This is a genomic window from Pseudomonas sp. NPDC087029, assembly GCF_044745345.1.
GTDB classification, from domain to species: domain Bacteria; phylum Pseudomonadota; class Gammaproteobacteria; order Pseudomonadales; family Pseudomonadaceae; genus Aquipseudomonas; species Aquipseudomonas faucium.
The window spans coordinates 136,963-163,667 of record NZ_JBIVAB010000008.1 but is presented as its reverse complement, the minus strand read 5'-3'; the positions used below and the strand labels follow the sequence as shown (position 1 = coordinate 163,667).

23 protein-coding genes and 4 tRNA genes are annotated in these 26,705 nt (G+C 65.2%); 15 read left to right on the top strand and 12 right to left on the bottom strand.

The features are described from left to right. Window positions 1-113: 113 nt before the first annotated feature. The gene (gene rmuC, locus ACIPG5_RS15410) at window positions 114-1,487 is read left to right on the top strand and encodes a DNA recombination protein RmuC (RefSeq protein WP_176518268.1); all 1,374 of its coding nucleotides are present in this window, start codon (window positions 114-116) and stop codon (window positions 1,485-1,487) included. Here the strand turns inward: rmuC and ACIPG5_RS15405 are convergent. Together ACIPG5_RS15405 and ACIPG5_RS15400 are read right to left on the bottom strand one after the other, a co-directional pair. Continuing rightward, the gene (locus ACIPG5_RS15405; RefSeq protein WP_401376097.1) at window positions 1,459-4,935 is read right to left on the bottom strand and encodes a NahK/ErcS family hybrid sensor histidine kinase/response regulator; all 3,477 of its coding nucleotides are present in this window, start codon (window positions 4,933-4,935) and stop codon (window positions 1,459-1,461) included. The genes rmuC and ACIPG5_RS15405 overlap by 29 nt on opposite strands. Before the next feature lie 117 nt (window positions 4,936-5,052). Further along, window positions 5,053-6,228, bottom strand: coding sequence for an MFS transporter (locus tag ACIPG5_RS15400; RefSeq protein ID WP_286915250.1), 1,176 nt, complete (start codon window positions 6,226-6,228; stop codon window positions 5,053-5,055). Between the two features lie 259 nt (window positions 6,229-6,487). On the opposite strand from ACIPG5_RS15400, the gene ACIPG5_RS15395 reads away from it, so the two are divergent. The 4 genes from ACIPG5_RS15395 to ACIPG5_RS15380 all read left to right on the top strand — a co-directional run bounded on the left by ACIPG5_RS15395 (window position 6,488) and on the right by ACIPG5_RS15380 (window position 11,569). After that, window positions 6,488-7,219, top strand: coding sequence for a GntR family transcriptional regulator (locus tag ACIPG5_RS15395; RefSeq protein WP_176518259.1), 732 nt, complete (start codon window positions 6,488-6,490; stop codon window positions 7,217-7,219). Between the two features lie 133 nt (window positions 7,220-7,352). Beyond that, window positions 7,353-8,627 carry an MFS transporter gene (locus tag ACIPG5_RS15390; protein WP_176518258.1) on the top strand — a complete coding sequence of 425 codons (1,275 nt, stop codon included), beginning with the start codon at window positions 7,353-7,355 and terminating at the stop codon, window positions 8,625-8,627. Between the two features lie 26 nt (window positions 8,628-8,653). After that, window positions 8,654-9,487: an amidohydrolase family protein gene (locus tag ACIPG5_RS15385; RefSeq protein ID WP_401376092.1), complete on the top strand. Its 834-nt coding sequence runs from the start codon at window positions 8,654-8,656 to the stop codon at window positions 9,485-9,487. Between the two features lie 204 nt (window positions 9,488-9,691). Continuing rightward, window positions 9,692-11,569: a 1-acyl-sn-glycerol-3-phosphate acyltransferase gene (locus ACIPG5_RS15380; RefSeq protein WP_401376089.1), complete on the top strand. Its 1,878-nt coding sequence runs from the start codon at window positions 9,692-9,694 to the stop codon at window positions 11,567-11,569. Between the two features lie 10 nt (window positions 11,570-11,579). Here the strand turns inward: ACIPG5_RS15380 and sugE are convergent, their stop codons facing one another. From sugE to rdgC, 3 genes are all read right to left on the bottom strand, one after another. After that, entirely contained in the window at window positions 11,580-11,897 is a 318-nt protein-coding gene (gene sugE / locus ACIPG5_RS15375; protein ID WP_176517930.1) for a quaternary ammonium compound efflux SMR transporter SugE, read from the bottom strand. 156 nt (window positions 11,898-12,053) lie between these two features. Continuing rightward, entirely contained in the window at window positions 12,054-13,019 is a 966-nt protein-coding gene (locus ACIPG5_RS15370) for a bile acid:sodium symporter family protein (protein WP_401376086.1), read from the bottom strand. A gap of 123 nt (window positions 13,020-13,142) precedes the next feature. Continuing rightward, window positions 13,143-14,063 carry a recombination-associated protein RdgC gene (rdgC, locus tag ACIPG5_RS15365; RefSeq protein WP_176517928.1) on the bottom strand — a complete coding sequence of 307 codons (921 nt, stop codon included), beginning with the start codon at window positions 14,061-14,063 and terminating at the stop codon, window positions 13,143-13,145. 216 nt (window positions 14,064-14,279) lie between these two features. Between rdgC and ACIPG5_RS15360 the strand changes: the two genes are divergently transcribed. The 4 genes from ACIPG5_RS15360 to ACIPG5_RS15345 all read left to right on the top strand — a co-directional run bounded on the left by ACIPG5_RS15360 (window position 14,280) and on the right by ACIPG5_RS15345 (window position 14,779). After that, window positions 14,280-14,355: transfer RNA gene (locus ACIPG5_RS15360), tRNA-Val, on the top strand. 13 nt (window positions 14,356-14,368) lie between these two features. After that, window positions 14,369-14,445, top strand: a tRNA-Asp gene (locus ACIPG5_RS15355). A gap of 168 nt (window positions 14,446-14,613) precedes the next feature. After that, window positions 14,614-14,689: transfer RNA gene (locus ACIPG5_RS15350), tRNA-Val, on the top strand. A gap of 13 nt (window positions 14,690-14,702) precedes the next feature. Continuing rightward, window positions 14,703-14,779: transfer RNA gene (locus tag ACIPG5_RS15345), tRNA-Asp, on the top strand. 99 nt (window positions 14,780-14,878) lie between these two features. On the opposite strand, the gene map is transcribed toward ACIPG5_RS15345, so the two are convergent. Next, entirely contained in the window at window positions 14,879-15,655 is a 777-nt protein-coding gene (gene map / locus ACIPG5_RS15340; protein WP_401376083.1) for a type I methionyl aminopeptidase, read from the bottom strand. Between the two features lie 109 nt (window positions 15,656-15,764). On the opposite strand from map, the gene pcaQ reads away from it, so the two are divergent. The 5 genes from pcaQ to ACIPG5_RS15315 all read left to right on the top strand — a co-directional run bounded on the left by pcaQ (window position 15,765) and on the right by ACIPG5_RS15315 (window position 19,202). After that, on the top strand, window positions 15,765-16,697 hold the full coding sequence (gene pcaQ / locus ACIPG5_RS15335; protein WP_401376080.1) for a pca operon transcription factor PcaQ: 933 nt from the start codon (window positions 15,765-15,767) through the stop codon (window positions 16,695-16,697). Window positions 16,698-16,925: 228 nt separating this feature from the next. Further along, the gene (locus ACIPG5_RS15330) at window positions 16,926-17,678 is read left to right on the top strand and encodes an FKBP-type peptidyl-prolyl cis-trans isomerase (protein ID WP_176517925.1); all 753 of its coding nucleotides are present in this window, start codon (window positions 16,926-16,928) and stop codon (window positions 17,676-17,678) included. Window positions 17,679-17,957: 279 nt separating this feature from the next. After that, the gene (locus ACIPG5_RS15325) at window positions 17,958-18,398 is read left to right on the top strand and encodes a YkvA family protein (RefSeq protein ID WP_176517924.1); all 441 of its coding nucleotides are present in this window, start codon (window positions 17,958-17,960) and stop codon (window positions 18,396-18,398) included. A 100-nt stretch (window positions 18,399-18,498) separates the two neighbouring features. Further along, on the top strand, window positions 18,499-18,837 hold the full coding sequence (locus ACIPG5_RS15320) for a helix-turn-helix transcriptional regulator (RefSeq protein ID WP_176517923.1): 339 nt from the start codon (window positions 18,499-18,501) through the stop codon (window positions 18,835-18,837). Then, window positions 18,834-19,202 carry a hypothetical protein gene (locus ACIPG5_RS15315; RefSeq protein WP_176517922.1) on the top strand — a complete coding sequence of 123 codons (369 nt, stop codon included), beginning with the start codon at window positions 18,834-18,836 and terminating at the stop codon, window positions 19,200-19,202. Before ACIPG5_RS15320 ends, ACIPG5_RS15315 begins: the two co-directional genes overlap by 4 nt. Before the next feature lie 72 nt (window positions 19,203-19,274). On the opposite strand, the gene ACIPG5_RS15310 is transcribed toward ACIPG5_RS15315, so the two are convergent. Further along, window positions 19,275-21,356, bottom strand: coding sequence for a carboxy terminal-processing peptidase (locus ACIPG5_RS15310; RefSeq protein ID WP_176517921.1), 2,082 nt, complete (start codon window positions 21,354-21,356; stop codon window positions 19,275-19,277). Between the two features lie 140 nt (window positions 21,357-21,496). Here ACIPG5_RS15310 and ACIPG5_RS15305 point away from each other — a divergent pair, with 140 nt between their 5' ends. Further along, window positions 21,497-22,459, top strand: a complete 963-nt coding sequence (locus tag ACIPG5_RS15305) for an NAD(P)H-quinone oxidoreductase (RefSeq protein WP_176517920.1) — start codon at window positions 21,497-21,499, stop codon at window positions 22,457-22,459. Between the two features lie 120 nt (window positions 22,460-22,579). On the opposite strand, the gene ACIPG5_RS15300 is transcribed toward ACIPG5_RS15305, so the two are convergent. The 5 genes from ACIPG5_RS15300 to ACIPG5_RS15280 are packed head-to-tail and all read right to left on the bottom strand — an operon-like array spanning window position 22,580 to window position 26,675. Continuing rightward, window positions 22,580-23,233 carry an HAD family phosphatase gene (locus tag ACIPG5_RS15300; RefSeq protein ID WP_176517919.1) on the bottom strand — a complete coding sequence of 218 codons (654 nt, stop codon included), beginning with the start codon at window positions 23,231-23,233 and terminating at the stop codon, window positions 22,580-22,582. A 12-nt stretch (window positions 23,234-23,245) separates the two neighbouring features. Continuing rightward, window positions 23,246-24,235, bottom strand: a complete 990-nt coding sequence (locus ACIPG5_RS15295; protein WP_176517918.1) for an ABC transporter ATP-binding protein — start codon at window positions 24,233-24,235, stop codon at window positions 23,246-23,248. A 1-nt stretch (window position 24,236) separates the two neighbouring features. Continuing rightward, the gene (locus tag ACIPG5_RS15290; protein WP_176517917.1) at window positions 24,237-25,031 is read right to left on the bottom strand and encodes an ABC transporter permease; all 795 of its coding nucleotides are present in this window, start codon (window positions 25,029-25,031) and stop codon (window positions 24,237-24,239) included. Next, window positions 25,021-25,872 carry an ABC transporter permease subunit gene (locus tag ACIPG5_RS15285; protein WP_286914235.1) on the bottom strand — a complete coding sequence of 284 codons (852 nt, stop codon included), beginning with the start codon at window positions 25,870-25,872 and terminating at the stop codon, window positions 25,021-25,023. The genes ACIPG5_RS15290 and ACIPG5_RS15285 overlap by 11 nt, the downstream gene beginning before the upstream one ends. Then, window positions 25,869-26,675 carry an alkaline phosphatase family protein gene (locus tag ACIPG5_RS15280; RefSeq protein WP_176517915.1) on the bottom strand — a complete coding sequence of 269 codons (807 nt, stop codon included), beginning with the start codon at window positions 26,673-26,675 and terminating at the stop codon, window positions 25,869-25,871. Before ACIPG5_RS15280 ends, ACIPG5_RS15285 begins: the two co-directional genes overlap by 4 nt. Window positions 26,676-26,705: the final 30 nt, after the last annotated feature.

Below are 26,705 nucleotides of genomic sequence, written 5' to 3'. Positions count from 1 at the left end.
TGGCAGTGGATCTGACCAGCATTCTGCTGGGCTTGGTGGCAGGCGCCTTGCCGTGCCTGGGGTGGCTCATGCACGTGCAGCGTCGCCAGGGCGCCCGGCAGGGCGAGCAGGCCCTGCTCCAAGAGCGTCTCAATGGCGCCCTGCTGGCCCAGGCGGGCCTGCAGGCGCAGCTGGAGGCCAGCCGTGACGAAGTCAGCGACCTGAGCGAGGCCAACACCGTCAAGCAGACCCAGCTCGCCGCCCAGGGCCGTGAGCTGGAGCTGCTGCAGGTCGACCGCGACAACGCCCGTGACGCCGCCCACGCCTGGCACCTGGAGCGCGCCAGCCGCGAAGCCGAATTGCGCCGCCTGGAGGCCCAATGCGCGCGCCTGGAAGCCGAACTGCGCGAGCAACAGGACAGCCACCAGCAGCGCCTGGAAGACCTGCAGGAAGCCCGCGACACCCTGCGTGCGCAATTCGCCGACCTGGCCACGAAAATCTTCGACGAGCGCGAGCAGCGCTTCGCCCAGACCAGCCAGCAGCACCTGGGCCAGTTGCTCGACCCGCTCAAGGAACGCATCCAGGCCTTCGAAAAGCGCGTCGAGGAGAGCTACCAGCAAGAGGCCCGCGAGCGTTTCTCCCTGGGCAAGGAGCTCGAACGCCTGCAGCAACTGAACCTGCGCCTGTCCGACGAAGCCACCAACCTTACCCAGGCGCTCAAGGGCCAGAAGACCCAAGGCAACTGGGGCGAGCTGATCCTTGAGCGGGTGCTGGAGCATGCCGGCCTCGAAAAGGGCCGCGAGTACCAGACCCAGGTCAGCCTCAAGAGCGCCGACGGCGAGCGCTTCCAGCCCGACGTGCTGATCATGCTGCCCGGCGACAGGCAGGTGGTGGTCGATGCCAAGGTCAGCCTCACCGCCTATCAGCAGTACGTCAGCGGCAACGATGAAAGCGCCCTGAAGCAGCACGTGCAGTCGCTGCGCAGCCACGTCAAAGGCCTGTCGAGCAAGGACTACAACCGCCTCGAAGGCCTGCACAGCCTGGACTTCGTGCTGTTGTTCGTGCCCATCGAAGCGGCCTTTTCAGCCGCCTTGCAGGCCGAGCCGAACCTGTTCCAGGAGGCCTTCGACCGGCAGATCGTGATCGTCAGCCCGACCACCTTGCTGGCCACCTTGCGGGTGATCGACAGCCTGTGGAAGCAGGAACGCCAGGGCCAGAACGCCCGCGAGATCGCCGAGCGCGCCGGTTGGCTGTACGACAAGTTCGTGCTGTTCATCCAGGATCTGGACGAGCTGGGCGCGCGCCTGCAGCAGGTCGACAAGGCCTATGCCGCGGCGCGCAACAAGCTGTGCGAAGGGCGCGGCAACCTGGTCAGCCGCAGCGAGCAGCTCAAGCTGCTTGGCGCCCGGGCCAGCAAGAGCCTGCCGGCCGACCTGCTGGAGCGGGCCTTGTCCGACGATGCCCCGGCCGATGCCGCCCTTACTGCACCAGGCTCAGATGGCGATTGAGCAGGGCGCGCAGGGCCGCCGGCTTGACCGGCTTGGCCAGGTAGTCCAGGCCCGCGGCATGCACCGTGGCCAGGGTTTCCTTGCTGCCATCGGCACTGATCACCACCCCCGGCACCGGCTCGCCCAGGCGCGTGCGTAGCCAGCCCATCAGCCCGGTGCCGGTCTCGCCGTCATCCAGGTGGTAGTCCACCAGCGCCAGGTGCGGGCGCATGCCCTTGGCCAGCAGCGCCTCGCATTCGGCGCGGTTGCGCGCGGTCCACACCTGGCAACCCCAGCGGCTGAGCAGGCTGTTCATGCCAATCAGGATGCTGTCTTCGTTGTCCACGCACAGCACCTGCAGGCCGGCCAGCGGCTGGCTGGCCTGCTCCACGGGCGCCGCAGGCGCAGCCGCGGCCTGGCGGGCGATCGGCACATTGACGCGGAACACCGTGCCCTTGCCCGGCCATGAACGCACTTCGAGGCGGTGGCCGAGCACCCGGCACAGGCCGTCGGCAATCGCCAGGCCCAGGCCCAGGCCTTTTTCGGCGCGGGTCTGGTGGCTGTCCAGGCGCTTGAACTCCTGGAAGATCACCTGCAGCTTGTCGTCGGCGATGCCCGGGCCACGGTCCCACACCTCCAGCCACAGGTGCTCGCCCTGGCGACGAACGCCCAGCAGGATCGGGCTCTTGCCGTAGCGCAGGGCGTTGGTGAGGAAGTTCTGCAGCACCCGGCGCAGCAGTTTCATGTCGCTGTCGATGCGCAGGTGGCTGCCGCGCAGGCGGAATTCCAGGCCCTTTTCCGCTGCCAGCACCTTGAATTCGGCGCCCAGGGTGTCGAACAGCTCATTGAGCGCGAACGGCTTGGCGTCCGGGGTGATCTTGCCGTTTTCCAGGCGCGAGATGTCCAGCAGGTCGCTGATCAGTTCTTCGGCCGAGCGCAGCGAGCTGTCCATGTGCTGGACCAGCTGCTGGGCCTCCTCGTTCATGCCTTCGGCCTGCTGCGACAGGGCGGCGGAGAACAGCCGTGCGGCATTGAGCGGTTGCATCAGGTCGTGGCTGACGGCGGCCAGGAAGCGGGTCTTGGACTTGCTGACCGCCTCGGCCTGGCTCTTGGCCTCCGACAGCGCCTGGTTCAGTTGCGACAGTTCGTGGGTACGCTCGGCCACGCGCTGCTCCAGCCCTTCGTTGGAGTCGCGCAGGGCCTGCTCCGCCTCGCGGAACGGGGTGATGTCGGTGAAGCTCATGACGAAGCCGCCGCCGGGCATCGGGTTGCCGATCAGCTCGATCACCCGGCCATTGGGGAACAGCCGCTCGGAGGAATGGGCGCGGCCCTGGCGCATCCAGTGCAGCCGGCGCGCCACGTGCACCTGGGCCTCGCCCGGGCCGCACAGGCCGCGTTCGGCGTTGTAGCGGATGATGTCGGCGATCGGCCGGCCGACGCTGATCAGCCCGTCGGGGTAGTTGAACAGCTCCAGGTAGCGGCGGTTCCAGGCCACCAGGTGCAGGTTCTGGTCGACCACGCTGATGCCCTGGTTGATGTTCTCGATGGCCCCTTGCAGCAGCGCGCGGTTGAACTGCAGCACCTCGCTGGCTTCATCGGCGATGCGCACCACGTCTTCGAGCTGCATGTCGCGGCCCTCGATGGCGGCCTTGACCACGGCGCGGGTCGAGGAGGTGCCGAGCACACCGGCCAGCAGCCGCTCGGTGTGCTCGATCCAGTCGCCGTCGGCGTTCTGGTTGGGGTTGAAGCCCTTGCCCTGGCGGTAGGCGAAGCGGATGAAGCTCTGCCGCGCACGTTCTTCGCCGACGAAGCGCGAAGCCAGGGTCAGCAGGTCGTCGATCTGCACCGCCAGCAGCGGCTTGCTGCTGAGGCGGGCGCTGGTCTGCTGGCCGATGAAGCGCCCGGCCTGCCAGTGCTCGGAGACGCGGGTGCGCGAGAGCATCGACACCCAGGCGAACAGGGTGAAGTTGCCGGCCAGCGACAGCACCACGCCTTGGGTCAGCGGGGTGATCGGCAGGTTCAGCGGGTTGCCGTGCAGCCACGAAAGGCCCGGGAACAGCTCCAGCGGCCAGCCCAGGCTGTGGGCGGTAATGGGCAACACCAGGGTGTAGAACCAGAGGAAGATGCCCGCCGCCAGGCCCGCGAACACGCCGCGGCGGTTGGCCTGCTTCCAGTACAGCGCGCCGAGCATGGCCGGGGTCAGCTGGGTGACCGCGGCGAAGGCGATCTGGCCGATGGTCGCAAGGCTTGCGGTGGAGCCGAGCAGGCGATAGCTGACATAGGCCAGCAGCAGGATGACCACGATGGTCACCCGGCGTACCGACAGCATCCAGTGGCGGAATGCCTCGAACGGCCGCTCGGCGTTGTTGCGGCGCAGCAGCCAGGGCAGCAGCATGTCGTTGGAGACCATGGTCGACAGCGCCACGGCCTCGACGATGACCATGCCGGTGGCGGCCGAGGCGCCGCCGATGAAGGCCAGCAGCGCCAGGCTCGGGTGCGCCTCGGCCAGTGGCAGGCTGATCACGAACGAGTCGGAAATCACCGTGCCCGGCAGCAGCATCTGCCCGGCCAGGGCAATCGGCACCACGAACAGCGCGGCCAGCGCCAGGTACATCGGGAACACCCAGCGCGCCAGGCGCATGTCCTGCGGCTCGATGTTCTCCACCACGGTCACGTGGAATTGGCGCGGCAGGCAGATGATCGCCATCATCGCCACGGCGGTCTGCACCACCATCGACGGCCAGTTGATGGTTTCCTGCCAGTAGCTCTCCAGGTGTATCGACTGGCGTGCCTGGGTGAACAGGTCGTCAAAGCCGTCGTACAGGTTGAACACCACGAACACGCCGACGGCGAGGAAGGCCAGCAGCTTGATCATCGATTCGAAGGCGATCGCCAGGACCATGCCGCGGTGGTGCTCGGTGACGTCCAGGCTGCGCGTGCCGAAGACGATGGCGAACAGTGCCAGCACCAGCGACACCACCAGCGCGGTGTCCTGCACGCGGGTGCCGGTGGCGTCGGCATTGGCGCCGATCAGCAGGTTGACGCCGAGCACGATGCCTTTGAGCTGCAAGGCGATGTAGGGCAGCACGCCAACCAGGCAGATCAGCGCCACCACCACCGCCAGGGTCTGCGACTTGCCGTAGCGCGCGGCAATGAAGTCGGCGATCGAGGTGATGTTCTGCTGCTTGCTGATCAGCACCATCTTCTGCAGCACCCAGGGCGCGAAGATCAGCAGCAGGATGGGCCCCAGGTAGATCGGCAAAAACGCCCACAGCTGTTCGGCGGCCTGGCCGACCGCGCCGAAGAAGGTCCAGCTGGTGCAGTACACCGCCAGCGACAGGCTGTACACCCACGCACGCAGGCGCGGCGGCAACGGCGTGCTGCGGCGGTCGCCGTAGAAGGCGATGGCGAACATGATGGCCATATAGGCCAGGGCGACCACGGCGATCAGCCCGCTGGACAACGACATGAAAACTCCGGAGCAAAAAAAGGTAACGCGGTCCCGATCAGTCAGTCTGGCACGCGGGCGCCGGTTCGTCAGCGCCGACGATGGTTGTAGGCGCGGCTTCAGCCAGCGCAGGCTACATCAATTGCGTCGCGTACCCAGCCAATAGAACACCCCCGCCAGCAGCACCGACATCACCAATAGATAGAAGATCACCCCCGGCCACCACAGCCCCAAGGCAAACCCGACCATCACCGGCCCCAGCGCCGCCCCCAGGTTGGACAAGTTCTGCGCCCCGTAATACACCCCGCGCAGATGCTCCGGGGCAATCAGGTCGATGAACATGTACTCGGCAGGAATCACGATGATCTCGCCCAGGGTGAACACCAGCATCGCCAGGCACCAGGCCAGCACCGACCCCGCCAGCGCAAAACCCAGCAGGCCGGCGATGAACAAGGCCATGCCGGCCATCAGCCAAGGCATCAGGCGCTGGCGGCTGATGCGCCTGCCGATCAGGTACTGCAGGGCGATCACCGTCACGGCATTGGTGGTTACCAGGTAACCCACCAGGCGCGCCGCCTCGCTGGCGCTGGTGGTCACCACCAGGTACTGCGACAGGTAGGCGGTGAACTGCCCGAACACCACCGCACTGAGCACGCCGCCGAGGGTGAAGCACACCAGCCGCCGATCGCCTGCCAGGCCCAGCGCCACCTGGGCGAAGCCGGCTCCGGCCTGTGCGGGCGGGGCCTGCAGCCCGCGATCACCCAGGCGCCAGTAGGCCAGGCACATGCCCAGGCCGATCAGCGCGGAGGCGATAAAAGGCAGGTGTTCGTCCATCTCCAGCATGGCAACCCCCAGCAGCGGGCCGACGGCATAGCCGACGTTGCTCAGGGTGTACTTGATGGCGAACACCTCGGCGCGCCGCTCCACCGGCAGCAACGCGCAGAAGCCAGCCTTGGCGGCGATGTCGACCACGGCCAGGGTCAGGTTGATCAGCACCAGGCAGAGGAAGAACAGCAGCGCCGAGCGGCTGGCGATGGCGGCGGCGAAGGCCAGGGCGAACAGCAGCGTGCTGGCGCTGATCAGGCTGTGGTTGTGCAGGGTGTCGACCAGGTGCCCGCCATACAGGCTCAGCAGCGAGGCAACGATCAGGGCGCCGCCGATCAGCAGGCCGATGTGGCCGACCGAGAGCTGGAAGGTGTCGGCCAGGTAGACCACCAGGTAGGGCAGGGTGAGCGCGCGGGCCAGGGTCAGGATGAAGGTGGTGGCCAACAGCAGGCGTACCGCTGCGGGGTAGTGCTTGAGGGCGGCGAGCATTGCCACATCCTTGTTGTGGGAGGTTGCCGATGCTGAGCATAAGACATGGGCGGCTGCTGCGCAGCCCATCGCCGGCAAGCCGGCTCCCACAGGTGCTCCAGCACTTCAAAGGCTGTGGCCTGGCTGTGGGAGCCGGCTTGCCGGCGATGGGCGCGCCACGAAATCGGCGACCAGCGGAGGATTGACACCCCGCCACCCACGGGGAATACTCTCGGAAAATTCATATATATGTTTAGATAACAAGACGAGAGCGAGACCCATGCACCCATTGTCCGGTGATGCTCGACTGCCCCGCTACCAACAACTGCGCGACCACCTAGTCGAGCAGATTGCCAACAACCGCTGGCGCCCAGGCGAGGCGATCCCGACCGAGGCCGCGCTGGCCAGCGAATTCGACATGTCGGTCGGCACCGTGCGCAAGGCGGTCGACGTGCTGGTCGCCGAAGGCGTGCTGGAGCGCCAGCAGGGCCGTGGCACCTTCATACGCCGCCCACAGTTCCAGTCTTCGCTGTTCCGTTTCTTCCGCTTCGAGTCCGCCAATGGCGAACGGGTGATGCCGCAAAGCCGCATCCTCTCCATCGACCCCGTACCGGCGCCCTCTGCGGTAGCCCAGGCCCTGGGGCTGGCCGCCGAGGCCGAAGTCATCCGCATCGTCCGTACCCGTCTGCTCGGCGCACAACCGGTGCTGGCCGAGGAGATCTGGCTGCCGCGCCAGACCTTCCAGCCGCTGCTGGAGGTAGAGCTGCAGAGCAAGGGCCCGCTGCTGTATCCGATCTACGAGGAGCTGTGCGGCCAGGTGGTCGCCTACGCCGAAGAGACCCTGACCGCCGAAGCGGTCGACGCGGTGCATGGCCGCCTGTTGCAACTGCCGGCCGACAGCCCGGTGGTGGTGATCGAGCGCCTGGCCCGCGACTACGCCGGCAAACCACTGGAATGGCGCCGCTCGCGCGGCCATGCGCAGCACTTCCGCTACCGCATCGACATTCGCTGAACCGCCGGCTTCGCCCTGTTTACCCATCTGCGCCGTCCTGCCACGGCGCGGTGGCTTCGCCTGCCCGGTCGCCAGCGTGCCCAGAGCTTCGGCGCGCCCGACCGTAATACCCACAATTAGAAGGATAACAATCATGTTCAGCTGGTATCGCCAGATCACTTCACGGGAACGCAAGACGTTCTGGGCCTGTTTCGGCGGCTGGTCGCTCGATGCGCTGGAAGTGCAGATGTTCGGCCTGGCCATCCCGGCGCTGATTGCCGCGTTCTCGCTGACCAAGGCCGATGCCGGCCTGATCAGCGGCCTGACCCTGGTCACGTCGGCCATCGGCGGCTGGCTCGGCGGCGCCCTGTCGGACCGATACGGGCGTGTGCGTACCTTGCAGTGGATGATCCTCTGGTTCTCCTTCTTCACCTTCCTCTCGGCGTTCGTCACCGGCTTCTACCCGCTGCTGTTCGTCAAGGCCATGCAAGGCTTCGGCATCGGTGGTGAATGGGCCGCCGGCGCGGTGCTGATGGCCGAGACCATCAACCCGAAATACCGCGGCAAGGTCATGGGCACGGTGCAGAGCGCCTGGGCCGTGGGTTGGGGCCTGGCGGTCGGGCTGTTCACGCTGATCTATTCGCTGGTGCCGGCGGACTACGCCTGGCGGGTGATGTTCTTCGTCGGCCTGCTGCCGTCGCTTTTGATCATCTGGGTGCGGCGCAACGTGCCGGAGCCCGACAGCTTCCAGCGGCGGCAGCAGGAAAAGGCCATCCCCGGCAGCTTCTTCAAGTCCATGGCCGGCATTTTCCGCCCCGAACTGTTGCGCGTGACCCTGCTCGGCGGCCTGCTGGGCCTGGGTGCCCACGGCGGCTACCACGCGGTGATGACCTGGCTGCCGACCTTCCTCAAGACCGAGCGCAACCTCTCGGTGCTGAACTCCGGTGGCTACCTTGCGGTGATCATCTTCGCCTTCTGGTGCGGCTGTGTGATCAGCGGCCTGCTGATCGACCGCATCGGCCGGCGCAAGAACATCCTGCTGTTCGCCCTGTGCTGCGTGCTGACCGTGCAGGCTTATGTGTTCTTCCCGCTGACCAACACGCAGATGCTGTTCCTCGGCTTCCCGCTGGGCTTTTTTGCCGCCGGCATCCCGGCCAGCCTCGGTTCGTTCTTCAACGAGCTGTACCCGGCCGACGTGCGCGGGGCAGGGGTCGGCTTCTGCTACAACTTCGGCCGCGTACTGTCGGCGGTGTTCCCGTTCCTGGTCGGGCACATGAGCGAATCCATGTCGCTGGGCAGCGCGATCGGCATCGACGCCGGCATCGCCTACGGCGTTGCCATGCTCGCCGCACTGTGCCTGCCGGAAACCCGCGGCCGCACCCTCGAAGCCACGCCGGCGCCGACCGTGGCCTGCGCTGCAGCCAAGTAACCTGGACCTTGTTTCGATTGAACATCATGCCCAACGCCACCGCTTCACCGATCACCGCCATCGACAGCCATGCCCACGTGTTCAGCCGCGGCTTGAACCTGGCCAGCGGGCGCCGCTACGCGCCGAACTACGACGCCCCGCTGGGCGACTACCTGGCCCAGCTGCAGGGCCACGGGTTCAGCCATGGCGTGCTGGTGCAGCCGAGTTTCCTGGGCACCGACAACCGCTACCTGCTCAGCGCCCTGCAGACCGCGCCGGGGCAGCTGCGCGGGGTGGTGATGCTCGAGCAGGGCGTCGGCCGTGAGGCCCTGGACGACATGGCCCGCCTGGGGGTCAAGGGTGTGCGCCTGAACCTCATGGGCCAGGCCCTGCCTGACCTCACCGCTGCCCAGTGGCGGCCGTTGCTGGAGCGCATTGGCGAGCAGGGCTGGCACCTGGAGCTGCACCGCCAGGTGGCGGACATTCCAACCCTGGTGCGGGCGTTGGAGCCCTATGGCCTGGACCTTGTGATCGACCATTTCGGCCGGCCCGATGCTCGCCTTGGCCTGGGGCAGCCAGGGTTTGCCGAGTTGCTCACCCTCGGCGGCAAGGGCAAGGTCTGGGTGAAGGTGTCCGGCATCTATCGGCTGGAGGGCACGGTGCTGCAGAACCTGGCTTTTGCCCGCCAGGCACTGGGTGCGCTGGAGGCGCATTACGGCGCCGAGCGGCTGATGTGGGGCAGCGACTGGCCGCATACCCAGCATGAGGCGGCGGTGAGCTTTGCTGCGGTGGTCGAGCAGTTCGAGGCGCTGGGCTGTTCGGCTGAACTGCGCCGGGCGTTGCTGGTGGACACGGCGCGGGGGTTGTTCGGCTTTGGTTGATGTGGTGCCCTTGCTGGACCAATCGCCGGCAAGCCGGCTCCCACAGGGGCGCTGTTGTACTTGTGGGAGCCGGCTTGCCGGCGATTGGTCCGACTGACACGGCAGGGCTTTGCGGCTTGCCAGGGTTGGCCTTTCCCGTGCAGATTTGTGGCTTGCGGCGGCCTGCGTGCCTCCAACTACAAAAGTCACTCAGGAACAAGGACGATGAGTCACCCCTCGCAATTCACCTTGCTCGGCAAGCGGCGCTTCTTGCCGTTCTTCATCACCCAGCTGCTGGGCGCGTTCAATGACAACCTGTTCAAGCAGTCGCTGATCCTGGCGATCCTGTTCAAGCTCAGCCTCGGTGACGGCGACCGCTCGATCTGGGTCAACCTCTGTGCGCTGCTGTTCATCCTGCCGTTCTTCCTGTTCTCGGCGTTGGGTGGGCAGTTTGGCGAGAAGTACGCCAAGGACGCACTGATCCGCGCGATCAAGCTGGCCGAAATCGCCATCATGGCCGTGGGCGCGCTGGGCTTCGTCAGCGACCACCTGGCGTTGATGCTGGTGGCGCTGTTCGGCATGGGCACCCACTCGGCGCTGTTCGGCCCGGTGAAGTACTCGATCCTGCCCCAGGCCTTGCGCGAAGAGGAGCTGGTCGGCGGCAACGGCCTGGTGGAAATGGGCACCTTCCTGGCCATCCTCGCCGGTACCATCGGTGCCGGGGTGATGATGGCCAGCAGCAGCTACGCCACGGTGGTGGCAGGCGGCGTGGTCGGCACGGCGGTGCTCGGTTACCTCGCCAGCCGCTGGATCCCCCGCGCGGCGGCGGCATCGCCGCAGATGCGGCTGGACTGGAACATCTTCAAGCAGTCGTGGGTGATCCTGCACATGGGCCTGGGGCAGACCCCGGCGGTGTCGCGTTCGATCGTCGGCAACTCGTGGTTCTGGTTCGTCGGCGCCATCTACCTGACCCAGATACCGGCCTACGCCAAGGACTGGCTGCACGGTGACAGCACGGTCGTGACCCTGGTGCTGACCCTGTTCTCGGTGGGCATCGCGCTGGGCTCGCTGCTGTGCGAGCGCTTGAGCGGGCGCAAGGTGGAGATCGGCCTGGTGCCGTTCGGCTCGTTCGGCCTGACCTTGTTCGGGCTGCTCTGGTGGTGGCATTCCGGCGATGTGCCGGCGGCTGCAACCCCGCACGACTGGCTGGCGCTGCTGGGCATGAGCCAGGCCTGGTGGATCCTGCTGTCGATCGTGGGCCTGGGCGTGTTCGGCGGCTTCTATATCGTGCCGCTGTACGCCCTGATCCAGGCACGCACCGCCGAAGACCAGCGTGCCCGGGTGATTGCCGCCAACAACATTCTCAATGCCTTGTTCATGGTGGTTTCGGCGATCCTGACCATGGTCCTGCTGGGGCTGGCCGACCTGAGCATCCCGCAGCTGTTCCTGGTGGTGTCGCTGCTCAACGTGCTGGTCAACGCCTACATCTTCAGGATCGTGCCCGAGTTCACCATGCGCTTCCTGATCTGGCTGCTCAGCCACTCGATGTACCGCGTGCAGCATCGCGACCTTGAGCGCATCCCCGACGAGGGCGCGGCGCTGCTGGTGTGCAACCATGTGTCGTTCGTCGATGCGTTGCTGCTTGGCGGGGCGATCCGCCGGCCTATCCGGTTCGTCATGTACTACAAGATCTACAACCTGCCAGTGCTCAACTTCGTGTTCCGCACGGCCGGCGCCATCCCGATTGCCGGGCGCAGTGAAGACCCGGCCACCTACGAGCGCGCCTTCGCCCGCATCGCCGAGTACCTGGCGGCGGGGGAGGTGGTGTGCATCTTCCCGGAAGGCAAGCTGACCGGTGATGGCGAGATCGATGTGTTCAAGGGGGGCGTCAGCCGCATTCTCGAAGAAACCCCGGTGCCAGTGATTCCGCTGGCGTTGCAGGGCTTGTGGGGCAGCTTCTTCAGTCGCGACCCCGGCAAGGGCTTTTTCAAGCGGCTGTGGTCGCGGGTGACCATCGTCGCGGGCGCCGCCATCCCGGTGGAGGCGGCGCAACCGGAGTTGTTGCGCGAGCAGGTCAGCCGCCTGCGCGGCGACCTGCGTTAGGCGGGAGCCGTCAGCTGGCGCTGACTTTCAGGCCGATCAGGCCGGTGACGATCAGCGCCACGCTGGCCAGCCGAATCAGGGCCATGGATTCACCGAACAGGATGATGCCGGCGATCACCGTGCCCACTGCACCGACACCGGTCCAGATGGCGTAGGCGGTGCCCAGCGGCAGCTCTTTCATGGCCAGGCCCAGCAGGCCCAGGCTGATGACCATGGCGCCCACGGTGAGGATGGTCGGCAGGGGGCGGGTGAAGCCGTCGGTGTACTTGAGGCCGACCGCCCAGCCAACCTCGAACAGGCCGGCGAAGAACAGGATGATCCAGGACATGTGTGAGTCTCCATCGTTTCAATGATGGGGCCGTCCCCGGAGTGGTCACGCGCTGCGTCGTGAGGCCGTCCTCACAGTGGGCACTATGGTGCACATTTGGCGATTGCCGGGCAAGCCTGAGCCGGCTTGCCGGCGATAGGGCCTGAACAGCCAGCATCAATCCCGAGCGGGTTCCCTGCCTTCCAACGCATCCTCAGGCGCGTCCATCCGCCGAAACCAGGTCGACAGCAGCGCCCCGGAAATATTGTGCCAGACGCTGAACAGCGCACTGGGCACCGCCGCCAGCGGCGAGAAATGCGCCGCCGCCAAGGCCGCCCCCAACCCCGAATTCTGCATGCCCACCTCCAGCGCCAGCGACTTGCGCTGGGCCAGTGGCAGCTTGCAGCACTTGCCGGTGAGGTAACCCAGCAGGTAGCCAAAGCTGTTGTGCAAGATCACCACCGCCATGATCAGCAGCCCCGATTCGGCGATTTTCGCCTGGCTGGCCGCCACCACCGCGCACACGATCATGACGATGCTCACCACCGACACCAGCGGCAGCACCTGCACCGCCAGCTGCACGCGCGCGCCCAGCACGCGTTGCGCCACTACGCCGAGCACGATCGGCAGCATCACCAACTGCAGGATCGACCAGAACATGTCCATGAACGATACCGGCAGCCAGGCCGAGGCCAGGAACCAGATCAGCGCCGGCGTCAGCAGCGGTGCCAGCAGGGTGGTCACCGCGGCGATCGCCACGGCCAGTGCCAGGTCGCCCTTGGACAGCCAGACCATCACGTTCGACGCCGTGCCGCTCGGGCAGCAGCCGACCAGGATCACGCCCACGGCAATTTCCGCTGGCAGCTGGAACAGCTGGCACAGCAGCCAGGCCATGCCCGGCATGATCACGAAATGCGCGACCACCCCGAGCGCCACGCGCCAGGGCTGGCGGGCGAGGGCGGCGAAGTCGTCGAGCTTGAGGGTCAGGCCCATGCCGAACATCACCAGCCCCAGCAGCGGCACGATCGCCACCTTGAGGGCGATGAACCATTGCGGTTGCACGAAGGCCAGGCAAGCGAACACCAGCACCCAAAGGGCAAAGGTGTTGCCGACGAAGCGGCTGAGGGCGGCGAGGGCGCGCATGGGCAAGTCCTTTTCTATTGTTCTTGGTGATTTTCAGGTGCCCAATCGCCGGCAAGCCGGCTCCCACAGGTACAGCACAGCCTGTGGGAGCCGGCTTGCCGGCGATTGGGCAGATCAGTTGGCTCAGACCCCTTGCGGAATCTCTTCGCCACCCAGTGCCTCGAACAGCACCGGCAGGAACTCGCTGAAGGTCATCATCATCAGCAGGAAGCTGGCATCGAACTGCTGCGCGGCCTCATCGCCGCCATCCTGTTCGGCCTGCTCCTGCAGCAGCTCTTCGAACTTCAGGCGCTTGATCACCATCTTGTCGTCGAGCACGAACGACAGCTTGTCCTGCCAGGCCAGCGCCAGCTGGGTGACCACCTTGCCGGTGCTCAGGTGCAGCTGGATTTCCTCGCCGGTCAGGTCCTGGCGCTTGCAGCGCACGATGCCGCCGTCTTCAGCGGTGTCGCGCAGTTCGCATTCGTCCAGTACATAGAAGCCTTCGGCGGCCTGCTGCGACTTGACCCAGTCGGTCATGGTCGCGCTCGGGGCGATTTTCACCGTGGCCGGGCGCACTGGCAGCGAGCCCATCACTTCACGCAGGGTCGACAGCAGGTCTTCGGCGCGCTTGGCGCTGGCCGAGTTGACCAGGATCATCCCCAGGCGTGGGGCGATCGCGGCGAAGATCATCGAGCGGCGGATGAACGCACGCGGCAGGAAGGCCTGGATGATCTCGTCCTTGATCTGGTCGCGCTCTTTCTTGTAGACCTTGCGCATCTGCTCGGTCTCGATCTCTTCGACCTTTTCCTTCACCGCATCGTTGACCACGCTGCTGGGCAGGATGCGTTCTTCCTTGCGTGCGGCAATCAACAGAAACTCGCCGCTGACGTGCACCAGCGGGGCGTCTTCGCCCTTGCCGAAGGGGGCGACGAAACCATAGGTGGTCAGCTCCTGGCTGGCGCAGGGGCGAGCCGGCTTGCTGGCCAGGGCAGCTTCCAGCGTTTCAGCCTCGAAGGGGACATCCTGGGTCAGGCGGTAGGACAGCAGGTTCTTGAACCACATGGGGGGCAATCTCTCCTTAAGGCATAAGCCGGGCATTATTCTCCGAGCAGCCGTTCCAGGCCAGCCCTGTCATAGGGCCAGCAGCGCTTATGGAGGGAATGAAAGGGGCGACGAAGCTAGGTTATTGAAAGGGCTGAGATTTTTTTTGAAAAAGTTGAAAAAAGTGCTTGCCAGGGTAGCAACCCCTCCGTAGAATGCGCGCCACACCGAGACGAAGGGTGATTAGCTCAGCCGGGAGAGCATCTGCCTTACAAGCAGAGGGTCGGCGGTTCGATCCCGTCATCACCCACCACTCGATGTATAGCGCAGCGGTAGTTCAGTCGGTTAGAATACCGGCCTGTCACGCCGGGGGTCGCGGGTTCGAGTCCCGTCCGCTGCGCCATATTCCACTTCCAGGGCCCACTGAACACCCGGAAGTAACAGAGAAAGCGACCTTAGGGTCGCTTTTTTTGTTTGTGCATTTCGTATGTTGTCGAGCGTAAAAAAAGATGCGCTGACGGCTTGCGGGAATGCCAAACCTTACGTAGAATGCGCGCCTCACCGAGACGAAGGGTGATTAGCTCAGCCGGGAGAGCATCTGCCTTACAAGCAGAGGGTCGGCGGTTCGATCCCGTCATCACCCACCACTCGTTGAATAGCGCAGCGGTAGTTCAGTCGGTTAGAATACCGGCCTGTCACGCCGGGGGTCGCGGGTTCGAGTCCCGTCCGCTGCGCCATATTCCGCTTCCAGGGCCCACTGAACACCCGGAAGCCACAAAGAAAGCGACCCTAGGGTCGCTTTTTTTGTTTCTGCGCTGGCCTCATCGCCGGCAATCTCAGCCTCGGCGCTCTTCCTTGCGCAACGTCAGCACCTCGACCCCATCCTCGGTCACCGCCACCGTGTGCTCCCACTGCGCCGACAGGCTGTGGTCGCGGGTAACCACGGTCCAGCCATCCTTCAGCGTCCGTGTCCCGCGGCCACCCTGGTTGATCATCGGCTCGATGGTGAACACCATGCCCGGTTTCAACTTCATGCCCATGCCACGCTGGCCGAAATGCAGCACTTCGGGGCCTTCGTGCATCTGCTGGCCGATGCCATGCCCGCAATACTCGCGTACCACGCTGTAGCCCGCCGCCTCGGCATGAGCCTGGATGGCATGGCCGATGTCGCCCAGCGTCGCGCCGGGGCGCACCTGGGCGATGCCTTTCCATAATGCGTCATAGGTGGTGTCGACCAGGCGCCGGGCTTCATCGCCGATCTGCCCGATGCTGTACATTTTCGACGAATCGGATATGTAGCCACCCTGTTCCAGGGTGATATCGACGTTGATGATCGAGCCTTCCTGCAGCACTTCATCCACCTTGGGCATGCCGTGGCACACCACATGGTCCACCGAGGTGTTGAGCGAGTAGGGGAAGCCGTACTGGCCCTTGCTGGCCGGGCGTGCCTTGAGGGTCTGGACGATGAACGCCTCGGCGCGGTCGTTGATCTGCATGGTGGTCACGCCGGGGCGGATGAAACTGTCGAGGTCGGCGAAAACCTGGGCCAGCAGGTGGCCGGCATTGCGCATCAGGTCGAGTTGGGCGGGGGTCTTGAGGATCACCTGGGACATGGAATGGGGGCAGTAGCTCTAGCTGGAAATGGCTCCAGCATAGCGCCATAGGCCGGCGGCCTGCCACCGCAGCTGATCCACAGCGGGTGCATGCGTTAAGCTTGCCGGCATGAACCTCGATACCCGCATCAAGTACCGCCACCTGTTGTGCTTCCTGGAGATTGCCCGGCAGGGCAGCCTGGCCAGGGCCGCCGATATTCTGGCGATCAGCCAGCCCGCGATTTCCAAGACCCTCAAGGAGCTCGAGGACCTGCTCGAGGCGCGCCTGTTCGAACGTGGCCGCCAGGGTGTGGTGCTGACCCCCGCCGGCAGCCGCTTCATGCGCTATGCCGGGCCCAGCGTGCAGGCCCTGCGCGATGGCGTGAGCAGCCTGAGGGGCGAGGCGCGGGCGCCGTCCCAGGTGCGCATCGGCGTGCTGTCGACGGTCGAAGGCCTGTTGATGCCCGAGGTGCTGTGCCGCCTGCATCAGCGCCACGAGGCGCTGGTGATCAGCGTGGTCACCGGGGTCAGCGCACAGCTGCTTGGCCAGCTGCACCTGGGGGAGTTGGAGCTGGTGGTCGGGCGCATGACCGACAGCCCGCAGATCCAGGGCTTGTCGTTCGAGCACCTGTACAGCGAATCGATGGCCCTGGTGGTGCGCCCCGGCCATCCATTGCTGGCCAAGCTGCCGGTGGAGCGCGCACAGGTCAGCCGCTACCCCTTGGTGCTGCCACCTTCGGGCACCACCATCCGCCAGCACGCCGACAGCCTGTTCGTGCAGTGCGGCATCCAGATGCCGGCGCAGCGCCTGGAGACCTTGTCGCTGGCCTTGAGCCGTCGCTACCTGCTGGGTAGCGATGGGGTGTGGGTGGCGCCGCGCGATGCGGTGTTGCTCGACTTGCGCCGGGGCGAGCTGGCCGAGCTGGACCTGGGCGTGCGCGAGCCCGGCGGTTCGGTGGGCATCTGCCGCAATGCAGCGTTGCCGCAGAGCGCGCCGGGGCAATGGATGTGCGAAGTGTTGCGTGAGGTGGCAGCGCAGTACCGTGATGGGCTGTATCCCTGATCCAGCGGGGCTCAGAACTGCCTGACATGAATAGCCACAAATTTCAGGCAAAACCGCGATGAAGGGTCAATACTGGCCAATGGCTGCGGCCTATGGATGAATAAGCTTTTAAGTACTGAACTTCCTTACCAGAACCCGCTCTTATGCCGGTAGCCATTGGTAATGGCCGCCTGATAAGCTCGCGGCTTTACCCTGATTGCCCACATGGCGCATGAACAAGGAAATAGCATGAAACAGCATCGTTTGGCGGCTGCGGTTGCCCTGGTAGGCTTGGTACTGGCCGGCTGTGACCAACAAGCCAGCACCCCCGAGCTGAAGACTCCGGCACAGAAAGCCTCCTACGGTATCGGCCTGAACATGGGCAAGAGCCTGGCCCAGGAAGGCATGGAAGACCTTGATTCCAAAGCCGTGGCCCTCGGTATCGAAGACGCCGTTGGCAAGAAAGAGCAGCGCATCAAGGATGAAGAGCTGGTAGAAGCCTTCACCTCGCTGCAGAAGCGCGCCGAAGAGCGTCTGGCCAAGGCCAGCGAAGAAGCGGCCAGCGCCGGCAAGAAATTCCTCGAAGAAAACGCCAAGAAGCCAGGCGTGGTCACCACCGCCTCGGGCCTGCAGTACGAAGTGGTCAAGAAGGCCGACGGCCCGCAGCCCAAGCCGACCGACGTGGTCACTGTCCACTACGAAGGCAAGCTGATCGATGGCAAGGTGTTCGACAGCTCCGTCGAGCGCGGCAGCCCGATCGACCTGCCGGTCAGCGGCGTGATTCCGGGCTGGGTCGAAGGCCTGCAGCTGATGCACGTTGGCGAGAAGTACAAGCTGTTCATCCCGGCTGAGCTGGCCTACGGCGCACAAAGCCCGAGCCCGCTGATCCCGGCCAACTCGGTGCTGGTGTTCGATCTGGAACTGATCGCCATCAAGGACCCGAGCCAGCTGCAAGGTGACGCGCCGGAAGGTGACGCCGCCGCTGAAGCACCTGCCAAGTAAGCACGGCAGGTCGGCAAGACGCCCCGTTTCGACGGGGCGTTTTTGTTTGTGCCAGCGGCCTGTAACGAACCCCGGGGCGGTGCGGCTGTCCGATCAAGGACGGTGTGAAGCTGCGGCGGGCTGGCGGCGCAAATCGTTTGCGCGGCTTTAACCGCTGTGTAAAAAACGCCCGATCTGACCGGGGCCCTTGCCTTATGGGCACCTGGCGTCAGAAACTTCGCCCTGTTCACAAGGTTATCCACAATAAATGTGGATAACCTAACCCCTGCTGGAGGCTCCATGAGCGCACCCTGGAATTTCGCCCGCTTCCTGCCCTTGGCCGAGCGCCTGCTCAGCCGTGGCCGGTTGCCGGCCTTGCTGTTCGCCGTGGCCCGCAAAGGGCCGCGCCTGGGCCAGCTGCGTGATGACGTCAAATTGCTGCAGGCGCTGTGCCTGGCGTGGTGGCGCGGTGAGTACCGGGCAATCAGCCCCAAGGCGCTGGTGACCATCGTCGCTGGCCTTTTGTACTTCGTCAGCCCCATCGATGCCATTCCCGACTGGTTGCTGGGGGTAGGGTTCCTCGATGACATCGCCGTGCTCGGTTGGGTGCTCAAGACCGTGGCCGATGAGCTGGCACGCTTCAAGGCCTGGCGCGACAGCCAGGCGCCAGAGCGTCTGCGCGTGGTCGAGCGCCTGCCGGACAGCCCCGAAGCCCTGCGCCTGGAGCGCAAAAGCCACTGAAAGCGCACCGATCCCCACAGACTGCCGCACTTGGTAATATAATTGGCATAAGGGTTATGCCTACGGATTACATGCGGTAGTCCTACGTAAGGGGGTTGTAATGGGTATTCAGGTCATTAGCCGGGACGGTCAGCCCGAGTACGCCGTCGTTCCCTGGGAGCAGTACCAGGCGCTGCTCAAGGCAGCCGGCCAGGCACCTGCCGAAGCGGTGTCAGCCGTACAAGAGCAACCGGCGGCGAGTGTCAGCCTGCCTGCATTCAGTGAGGTCGGGCAGATCCGCCAGGGCAAAGGCATTGCCGCCGAGCAGCTGGCGCGCAATGTGGGTGTCAGCCCGGCCTACCTGGCCATGATCGAATCCGGCGAACGCCAGCCGGATGCGGCGATTCGCCGGGCCCTGGCCTGGCACTTGGGCGTCGCCGGCTGGAGCGAGCCGTCATGAGCCAGGTCAGGATCAGCCGCCAGCACTGGCAAAGCCTGCTGGATGAGCTTGACCTGGCCCGACGACAACGCCATTTGCTGACCTACCGGGCGCTGATCGAGCGCCTGCAACTGCCAAGCCCCGCTATGCAGACGCTGACCGCGGCGCTGGAGTACCTGGCCGTGCTCGATGCCCGCGCCGAGCAGCCGCTGCGCAGCTCGCTGGTGATCAGCCAGGGCGCCAGCCGCCTGCCGCGCACCGGCTTCTTCGAATGCGTCGAGCGCCTGGGGCGCTTCTCCGGGCCGGTGGATGGCATGGAGGCGGCGTCCTGGCATGCCTCCGAGGTGGTCAGGGTGTTCGAATACTGCTATCCGGAAATTGCCTGAGCGCGAGCTCGCCGGGCATAAAAAAAGGGGCCAGGCATTTACATGCCTGGCCCCTTTTTCATGACTCAACCCTTACTTCTTGGCCACCTTGGTGCTGGCACTCAGGTAGTCGATGAGGATACGCCCGGTCTCCGACAGGTACGCGTCGTCCTCCGGTTTGGTGTTCTCATCTTCGGCCGGCAGGGCGTCTTCGTCCTCTTTCTTCAGCTCCTTGAGCGGCTCTTCACCCTTGGCCTTGCGGCGGGTGTTTTCCAGCGCCAGCTGCTTGGCCTCGATCTCGTCGTGGCGTGCGCGGCGATCCTGCTCGTTGAGGCTGACGGTCTTCTCGTTCATCAGCTTCTGGGTCAGCGCCAGGCGGTCGCGGATGTAGGTGAACTCTGCATCCTTGTCGCTGCGCGCTTCATGCTGCGCCTTGAGCTGGGCCAGGAACGGCTTGAACGGGTCGGCCGCAGGCTTGACCACCGGGCGGATGGTGTCCCATGGCATGGCTTCGGGCAGGGCGCTTTCGCCGATTTCCTTGGTGTCGATGATCGACGGGTAATCGATGTCCGGCAGCACGCCCTGGTGCTGGGTGCTCTGCCCGGAAACCCGGTAGAACTTGGCCAGGGTCAGTTTCAGCTCGCCATGGTTGAGCGGCTGGATGGTCTGCACGGTGCCTTTGCCGAAGGTCTGGCCACCGATGATCAGCGCACGGTGGTAGTCCTGCATGGCGCCGGCGAAGATCTCCGAGGCCGAGGCCGAGAGGCGGTTGACCAGCAGCGCCAGCGGGCCTTTGTAGAAGGCGCCAGGGTTTTCGTCTTCGAGCACGTCGACGCGGCCATCGCTGTTGCGCACCAGCACGGTCGGGCCTTTCTCGATGAACAGGCTGGTCAGCTCGGTGGCTTCCTGCAGGGAACCGCCGCCGTTGTTGCGCAGGTCGATGACCACGCCGTCGACTTTTTCCTTCTGCAGCTCGGTGAGCAGTTTCTTCACGTCGCGCGTGGTGCTCTTGTACTCGGGATCGCCGGCACGGTAGGCCTTGAAGTCCAGGTAGAAGGCCGGGATCTCGATGATGCCCAGCTTGTAGTCGCGGCCATCCTGCTTGAGCTTGAGCACCGACTTCTTCGCCGCCTGCTCTTCGAGCTTGACCGCTTCACGGGTGATGGAAACGATCTTGGTGGTCTGGTCGCTCGGCGCATTGCTCGCCGGAATGATCTCCAGGCGCACCACCGAGCCTTTCGGGCCGCGGATCAGCTTGACCACTTCGTCCAGGCGCCAGCCAACCACGTCGACCATTTCCTTGTTGCCCTGGGCGACGCCGATGATCTTGTCGGCGGTGGCCACCTGCTTGGTCTTGGCGGCAGGGCCGGCCGGCACCAGGCGCACGATCTTGACCTGGTCGTTGTCGCTCTGCAGCACCGCGCCGATGCCTTCGAGCGACAGGCTCATGTTGATGTCGAAGTTCTCGGCGTTATCCGGCGACAGGTAGTTGGTGTGCGGGTCGTAGGACTGGGCGAAGGTGTTGATGTAGGCCTGGAAGATGTCCTCGGCACGGGTCTGGTCCAGGCGCGCCAGTTGGTTCTTGTAGCGCTTGGTCAGGGTTTCCTGGATCTGCTTGGGCTCTTTGCCGGCGAGCTTCTGGCGCAGCACTTCGTCCTTGACGCGTTTGCGCCACAGGTCGTCGAGCTCGGCCTGGTCCTTCATCCATGGCGCGTCCTTGCGGTCGATCAGCAAGGTCTCGTGGGTGGTGAAGTCCATCTTGTCGACGCCCTTGTCCAGCTCGGCCAGGGCGAAGTCCAGGCGCTGCTTGACCCGGTCGAGGTAGCGCTTGTAGATGGTGAAGCCGGGGTCGAGGTTGCCGCTCTTGAGGAAGTCGTCGAACTGCGTCTTCCACTTGTCGAACTCGGCGATGTCGGCCGCGGTGAAGTAGCTGCGCGCTGGGTCGAGCAGCTTGATGTAGCTGTCGTAGATGATCACCGAGCGGGCGTCATCGAGCGGTGGCTTGCTGTAATGGTGGCGCTTGAGCAGCTCCACCACGTTGAGGCTGGCGACGATTTCGTCACGGTCGGGCTGCAGGCTGTCCCACTTGTTGGCGGCCGCCGCATTGCCGCCGAGCGTGAGGCTGCCCAGGCCGATCATCATGGCCAGGGCGGTGCTTGGGAGGAAATGCTTCATGCTGATTCGACGTGGAGGCAATTGATCACGCATAGTAGGCCGTCTTTTCCGTTGCCGGTTCCATGGAGCCGGACAAATACTGCAAAAAGCCTGGGGCAAGCGTTCCCCAGGCTCAGTCATGATTCAACTATGGAGGCACTGTGAAAGCATTGCAAGGCGAAGACGGACATGTGGCCTGGGTCGAGGCCGAACGCCCGGCCTGTGACGCCGGCCAGGTACGCATTCGGGTGGCTGCAGCGGGGTTGAACCGCGCTGATCTGCTGCAGATGAAGGGCCTCTATCCGCCACCTCCAGGCGCCAGCCCGTACATGGGCCTGGAGTGCGCCGGGGTGATCGCGGAAGTCGGCGCCGGTGCCGACTGGCGCGTGGGCGACCGCGTGTGCGCACTGCTGGCCAGTGGCGCCATGGCCGAGGAAGTGGTGGTGGATGCACGCCATGTGCTGCCGGTGCCCGAGGGCCTGAGCCTGCAGGAAGCGGCGGCGCTGCCCGAGGTGTATGCCACGGCGTGGTTGAACATCTTCCAGCTGGGCGCGCTGAAGGCGGGCGAGAAGGTGCTGGTGCACGCGGGCGCCAGCGGCGTCGGCTCGGCGGCGATCCAGCTGTGCAAGGCCTTTGGCAACCCGGTGTATGTCAGCGTCGGCTCGCAGGACCGCCTGGCCTACTGCCAGGACCTGGGGGCGGCCGGCGGTGTGGTGCGCAACGAGAACCTCGAGGCGCTCGAAGGGTTCGGCCCGTTCGACGTGATCCTCGACCCGGTGGGCGCCAGCTATGGCCCGCTCAACCTCAAGCTGCTGGCCCGTGATGGGCGTTGGGTCATCATTGGCCTGATGGGCGGGCGCAAGTTCGAGCTGGACCTGGCGCAGGTGCTGGGCAAGCGCCTGGAAATCACCGGCTCGACGCTGCGCAACCGCGACGACGGGTTCAAGGCCGAGCTGCTGCGCGAGCTGCAGCAGCAGGTGTGGCCGCTGTTCAGCGAAGGGCGCCTGTCGCCGCAGCTGGTGGACACCTACCCGGTGGAGTTTGCCCAGGCGGCGTATGCCGAGCTTGAGAGCAACCAGGTGTCGGGCAAGCTGGTGATGGTCATCGACCCTAGCTTGGGGTGAGATTGCTGGGGGCTGCTTTGCAGCCCTTTCGCGACACAAGGCCGCTCCTACAGGGGATATGAATTCACCTGTAGGAGCGGCCTTGTGTCGCGAAAGGGGCGCAAAGCGCCCCCATGGCCCTCAAGCCCAGCTCAAGATAGGCCAACCATTGACCTCTGCATGCTCCCTCAGTACAGGGTCAGGATTGACCACATGCGGGTAGTCCACCTTCAGCAGCAACGGCAAGTCATTGCGCGAATCCGAATAGAAGCTTGCCCCCTCCAGATTCTCCTGCTCCTGATCCAGCCACTCCAGCAAGCGGGTGATCTTGCCTTCGCGGTAGGTCAGCACCCCATGGGTCTTGCCGGTGTACACCCCGTTCACCGCCTCCAGCTCGATCGCCAGGTACTCGTCCACCCCCAGGCGCGCCGCAATCGGCCCCACCAGGTGCGTGCCCGAAGCGGAAATGATCAGGATCCGGTCGCCACGCTTGCGGTGCTCGGCAATGCAGCGGCAGGCGTCGCCATAGATGATCGGCTCGATCACATCCTCGACCCAGGGTTCCACCAGGTGCTCGACTTCCTCCAGCGTACGCCCGGCAATCGGCTCCAGGCTGAAGGCCATGTAGTCCTCCATGCGCAGGTGACCCTTGCCGTAGGCCTCCATCAGCTCATGGTCGCGGCGCAGGAAGTCCTTGCCGTCGACCCAGCCCAGCCGCGCCATCTGCTCGCTCCACAGCGACGCGCAGTCACCGTGGATCAGGGTTTCGTCCAGATCGAAAATTGCCAGTGCCATGTGTGATTCTCCTTAGGCCACTTCCCGTAGCGCGGTGGGGTCGATCGACAAGGATACCCGCTGCCCGTCCGGGTGCAGGTCCGCAGGCGAGCGATTGAGCACATCGACCACCAGCTCCACCTCGCGCACCCGCACCCGGTAGCGGATCACGTTGCCAAGCAGGCTGTGGCTGCGCACTTCGCCGTCGCGCTCGCCATCCAGGCCAAGGGTGATCGACTCTGGCCGGATCGCCAGGCGGCTGGCCACCGGGCGCTGCAACAGGCGGCTGGCGCTGTCCGGGTCGAGCAGGTTGTAGTTGCCGATGAAGCCCGCGGCGAACAGGTCGACGGGGGCAGTGTAGAGGGTTTCGGCATCGCCGCTCTGGACGATGCGGCCCTGGTTCATCAGGAAGATGCGGTCGGACAGGGTCAGCGCTTCTTCCTGGTCGTGGGTGACGAAGATGGTGGTCAGCCCCAGTTCGCGCTGGATGGCGCGAATCTGCTCGCGCAGGTGCTTGCGGATGCGCGCATCGAGCGCCGACAGCGGCTCGTCGAGCAGCAGCAGGCGGGGCCGGGTGACCAGCGAGCGGGCCAGGGCCACACGCTGGCACTGGCCGCCCGACAGCTGGTGCGGGTAGCGCCCGGCGAAACTGCCCAGCTCCACCAGCGCCAGGGCCTCGCGCACGCGGCTGTGGCTCTCGTCGGCCTTGACCTTCTGCATGCGCAGGCCGAACGCGACGTTCTGCTCCACGGTCATGTTGGGGAACAGCGCATAGCTCTGGAACACCATGCCGATGCCGCGCTTTTGCGGGCTCAGCGGCACGATGTCCTGGCCATCGAGCAGGATCTGCCCGCCGTCCACCGGGGTCAGCCCGGCGATGCAGCGCAGCAGGGTCGACTTGCCGCAGCCGGACGGGCCGAGCAGGGTGACGAATTCGCCGCGTTCGATCTGGCAGTCGATGTGCTCGAACACCGGGGTGCCGCCATAGCTTTTGTGCAGTTTCTGTACGCTGACGAAGCTCATGTCAGGTCTTGTCCTTGTTCAAGCGGTTGGCGACCCAGGTCAGCACCAGCACGAAGGCGAAGTACGAGATCACCAGGGCGCTGTTGAAGTGGCCGCTGCTGTTGCGCATGTTGTTCAGGTACACCTGCAGGGTCTCGTAGCGGGTGCCGACCAGCAGGTTGGCGAACACGAATTCGCCGAACAGGAACGAGAACGACAGCAGCAGGGCGACCATCAGCCCCTTGCGCAGGTTCGGCAGCACCACCAGAAACGCCGCCTGCCAGGTGCTGGCGCCCAGCAGTTGGGCGGCGTCCATCAGGTCGCGCAGGTTGATCGCCTGCAGGTTGTTGGTGATCGCCCGGTACATGAACGGCAGGGCGATGGTGAAGTAGCAGCCGATGAGGATCCACGGCGTGCCGACCATGGCCATCGGCCCGCTGCCATAGAGCTGCAGCAGGCCCACCGACGACACCACCGGCGGCACCGCGAAGGGCAGCAGGATGAGGATGTTCATCAGCGCGTCGAGGCGCGGGAAGTGGTAGTGCACCACGAACAGCAGCGGCAGGATCAGCACCACCGACAGCAGCAGGGCGCCGACGCACACCAGCAGCGACTGGCCGAAGGCGGCGAGAAAGCGCGGCTCGCTCCACAGCGCCAGGTACCACTTGAAGGTCAGGCCGCTGGGCAAGAGGCTCGCCGACCAGCTGGTGGCCAGCGAGTAGAGCAGAGTGCCGGCAAGTGGCAGCAGCAAAATCAGAAACAGCAGGTACACCATCAGCCGGTGGTACAGCCCGGCGGCGTTTTTTTCAGCGCGCATGGTAGCTCCTCTTGAGCAGCCACTGGTGCACCACCGTGACCAGTGTCATCAAGCCCACCAGCACCATGGCCAGGGCGCTGGCAAGGTTCGGGTCGAGGCTGATGTCACCGGCCACCAGGCCTGCGATGCGGATGGGCAGCACGTTGAAGTTGCCGGTGGTCAGTGCATACACCGTGGCGTAGGCGCCCAGGGCATTGGCCAGGAGGATGACGAAGGTGCCGAGCAGCGCTGGGGTCAGCACCGGCAGGCCGATATGCCGCCAGTACTGCCAGTGGTTGGCGCCGAGCAGCGCGGCCGACTCGCGCCAGTCTTCGCGCAGCGCGTCGAAGGCCGGGTAGAGCAGCAGCACGCCGAGCGGGATCTGGAAGTAGGTGTACACCAGGATCAGGCCGCTCTTGGAGTAGATGCTGAAGTCTTCGAGCAGCCCCATCTGCTTGAGCAGCAGGGTCAGCGCGCCGTTGAAGCCGAGCAGGATGATGAAGGCGAAGGCCAGCGGCACGCCGGCGAAGTTGCTGGTCATGTTGGCGAAGGCGCTGACGAAGTCGCGCAGGCGCGAGTCCACCTGGCGCAGCGAATAGGCGCCGAGGGTGGCGATGACGATGCCGAACAGGCTCGACCAGAAGCTGATCTCCAGGCTGCGTTGCAGCGCCTGCAGGTAGAACTTGGAGGCGAAGATCTTGCTGAAGTTGTCCAGGCCCCAGCCCGCCTCTGACTGCACGCTGTTGATCGCCACCCAGGCCAGCGGGGCGATCTGGAAGACGATGAAAAACACGGCGAAGGGCAGCAGGCACAGCAGGGCCAGGTAGCGGCCACTGGCGCGGCTGCGTTTGGCGGCAGTCACTTGAGCAGCTCCCGGCACACGGTCTTGTCGTGGGCGGCGCCGAGCAGTTCGCAGATGGTGCCGCACAACTCGGTCTGCAGCGGCTTGGCGGCCGGGTCCAGGCTGAACGCATCGCCGAACACGAACAGCGGCACTTCGCGTTCCTCGGCCAGCAGGCCGTTGTGCGAGCGGTCGTTGTTCATGCCATGGTCGGCGGTCACCAGCACCTGGTAGCCCTCTTCGAGCCAGCGCGGCAGGTAGTCGGCCAGGAGGATGTCGGCGCTGCGCGCGGCGTTGCGGTACTGGCTGCTGTCCAGGCCGTGGCGGTGGCCGGCGTCGTCGATGTTCATCGGGTGCACCAGCAGGAAGTTCGGCGCATGGCGCCGGCGCAGGTATTCGGCGTCGGCCAGCAGGTGCGAATCGGGGTAGTGGTCGGCCCAGTAGAACAGGCCATGCTGGATCGGCAGCTTCGGCGCGTGGGTGTGGCGGTCGCGCAGCGGGTCGAAGGGCGAGCGGTTGTACAGCTCGCTCATCCAGTGATAGGCCGCCGCCGCAGTGCCCAGGCCCGCTTCGCGGGCGTAGTGGAACACGCTGCGCTGGGTGGACAGGCGGTTGACGTTGTTGTGCACGATGCCGCTGTCGATCGGCGGCACGCCGGTGAGGATGCATTCGTACAGGGGGCGCGACAGCGAAGGCAGCTCGCATTCCACGCGGTACAGCGCGGCGCGGTCGGCTTCGACATAGGCATGCAGGTGGCCCATGGCGTGGTGGGCTACCTGGTGGTTGAGGCCGTCGAGCAGGACCAGGATGACGTTGTGTTGCATGTTGGCTCCAGTCAATAACTGTGTTGCCCT

What these genes read in the sequence shown, in the direction of transcription:
- ACIPG5_RS15405 (WP_401376097.1), bottom strand. Translation starts at nt 4,935, where the DNA reads ATGTCGTTGTCCAGCGGGCTGATCGCCGTGGTCGCCCTGGCCTATATG.
- ACIPG5_RS15400 (WP_286915250.1), bottom strand. Translation starts at nt 6,228, where the DNA reads ATGCTCGCCGCCCTCAAGCACTACCCCGCAGCGGTACGCCTGCTGTTG.
- ACIPG5_RS15395 (WP_176518259.1), top strand. Translation starts at nt 6,488, where the DNA reads ATGCACCCATTGTCCGGTGATGCTCGACTGCCCCGCTACCAACAACTG.
- ACIPG5_RS15390 (WP_176518258.1), top strand. Translation starts at nt 7,353, where the DNA reads ATGTTCAGCTGGTATCGCCAGATCACTTCACGGGAACGCAAGACGTTC.
- ACIPG5_RS15385 (WP_401376092.1), top strand. Translation starts at nt 8,654, where the DNA reads ATGCCCAACGCCACCGCTTCACCGATCACCGCCATCGACAGCCATGCC.
- ACIPG5_RS15380 (WP_401376089.1), top strand. Translation starts at nt 9,692, where the DNA reads ATGAGTCACCCCTCGCAATTCACCTTGCTCGGCAAGCGGCGCTTCTTG.
- sugE (WP_176517930.1), bottom strand. Translation starts at nt 11,897, where the DNA reads ATGTCCTGGATCATCCTGTTCTTCGCCGGCCTGTTCGAGGTTGGCTGG.
- ACIPG5_RS15370 (WP_401376086.1), bottom strand. Translation starts at nt 13,019, where the DNA reads ATGCGCGCCCTCGCCGCCCTCAGCCGCTTCGTCGGCAACACCTTTGCC.
- rdgC (WP_176517928.1), bottom strand. Translation starts at nt 14,063, where the DNA reads ATGTGGTTCAAGAACCTGCTGTCCTACCGCCTGACCCAGGATGTCCCC.
- map (WP_401376083.1), bottom strand. Translation starts at nt 15,655, where the DNA reads ATGTCCCAGGTGATCCTCAAGACCCCCGCCCAACTCGACCTGATGCGC.
- pcaQ (WP_401376080.1), top strand. Translation starts at nt 15,765, where the DNA reads ATGAACCTCGATACCCGCATCAAGTACCGCCACCTGTTGTGCTTCCTG.
- ACIPG5_RS15330 (WP_176517925.1), top strand. Translation starts at nt 16,926, where the DNA reads ATGAAACAGCATCGTTTGGCGGCTGCGGTTGCCCTGGTAGGCTTGGTA.
- ACIPG5_RS15325 (WP_176517924.1), top strand. Translation starts at nt 17,958, where the DNA reads ATGAGCGCACCCTGGAATTTCGCCCGCTTCCTGCCCTTGGCCGAGCGC.
- ACIPG5_RS15320 (WP_176517923.1), top strand. Translation starts at nt 18,499, where the DNA reads ATGGGTATTCAGGTCATTAGCCGGGACGGTCAGCCCGAGTACGCCGTC.
- ACIPG5_RS15315 (WP_176517922.1), top strand. Translation starts at nt 18,834, where the DNA reads ATGAGCCAGGTCAGGATCAGCCGCCAGCACTGGCAAAGCCTGCTGGAT.
- ACIPG5_RS15310 (WP_176517921.1), bottom strand. Translation starts at nt 21,356, where the DNA reads ATGAAGCATTTCCTCCCAAGCACCGCCCTGGCCATGATGATCGGCCTG.
- ACIPG5_RS15300 (WP_176517919.1), bottom strand. Translation starts at nt 23,233, where the DNA reads ATGGCACTGGCAATTTTCGATCTGGACGAAACCCTGATCCACGGTGAC.
- ACIPG5_RS15295 (WP_176517918.1), bottom strand. Translation starts at nt 24,235, where the DNA reads ATGAGCTTCGTCAGCGTACAGAAACTGCACAAAAGCTATGGCGGCACC.
- ACIPG5_RS15290 (WP_176517917.1), bottom strand. Translation starts at nt 25,031, where the DNA reads ATGCGCGCTGAAAAAAACGCCGCCGGGCTGTACCACCGGCTGATGGTG.
- ACIPG5_RS15280 (WP_176517915.1), bottom strand. Translation starts at nt 26,675, where the DNA reads ATGCAACACAACGTCATCCTGGTCCTGCTCGACGGCCTCAACCACCAG.